The 1,108-nt window shown below is 48.6% G+C and carries 1 protein-coding gene; it reads right to left on the bottom strand.

Annotated elements, in window-relative coordinates; all coding sequences use genetic code 11:
* A partial coding sequence (locus CUC53_RS06265) for a flagellin N-terminal helical domain-containing protein (RefSeq protein ID WP_100293363.1) occupies nucleotides 1–862 on the bottom strand: 862 nt, incomplete at its 3' end.
* Between the last annotated feature and the right edge of the window lie 246 nt (nucleotides 863–1,108).

Below are 1,108 nucleotides of genomic sequence, written 5' to 3'. Positions count from 1 at the left end.
AGCCAAGTAAAGACAGGGCTGCCATTGGACGTTGGTTAGCCTGGGCCAGTACACTAGAAGCGGCCTGTTGCAGGATGTTCTGCTTGGTCATGTTCGCCGTTTCTACTGCAAAATCAGCATCACGAATACGTGAACGAGCCGCACTCACGTTCTCAGAGACGTTCGCTTGGTTACGAATGGTCGCATCGAAACGGTTTTGCACCGCACCGAGCTCCGCTCGCTTGCCATCTACCACATTCAGCATGGCATCAGCCGCCGCAAGCACATCTTGGGCTTTACTTTGCGTGCTAATGCTGATGCCACCCGTGCTCCCCCCCGTAAACACATCAGCAGCACTTGCAACCGTCGCAATACCTGATACGCTAAAGCCACCTGCTTGCGTCAAACTAAAGCCTATTGTTTGGTTTGCATTCGCACCCACTTGGAAACTACCGCTGAAGTTACCATCCAGTAAGTTAGTGCCTGCAAAGGTGGTGTCTTTCGCAATTCGGTTCATCTCCGCCCCTAATTGATCGACCTCTTTTTGCAGCGCATCACGATCTTTTTCTGAATAAGAGCCGTTAGCAGATTGCTGAGCCAGCGTACGCATGCGCTGCAGCATACCGGTCATCTCATCCATCGCCCCTTCCGCGGTCTGTGCCAGTGAGATACCGTCGTTCGCGTTGCGGTTACCCTGATCTAACCCGTTAATCTGAGACGTCATTCGGTTAGAAATTTGTAAACCAGCCGCATCGTCTTTAGCACTGTTAATACGCAAACCTGAAGCCAAACGAGTGTAAGAGGTATCCAGTGACTTGGAGCTATTCATCAGGTTGCGCTGTGCGTTTAAAGATGAAGTGTTGGTGTTGATATACATAGCCATAAATATATTCTCTCGAAAAATATTCGACAGCAGGCCGTGTCGCTTAAACGACGTCCCGCCATTCGTTAGAAAGAGCAGACTTAATAAAACCGTCTCTTATGAACCGTGCCTATTTAAACGAACAGACACCCTAGTTGTACAAGCATTGGATTTTGAATAACCCGTGATTGCTTCGGTATATTTAACGGCAATGAGTGTTTTATCTTTAGGAGAAAAATTGCCGATAGCGGCAATATTGCTCCTGCT

It is taken from the genome of Aeromonas cavernicola (genome assembly GCF_002795305.1).
Classification (GTDB): Bacteria; Pseudomonadota; Gammaproteobacteria; order Enterobacterales; family Aeromonadaceae; genus Aeromonas; species Aeromonas cavernicola.
Note: the sequence above shows the minus strand (reverse complement) of the source record. Positions and strands in the feature narration are given on the sequence as shown.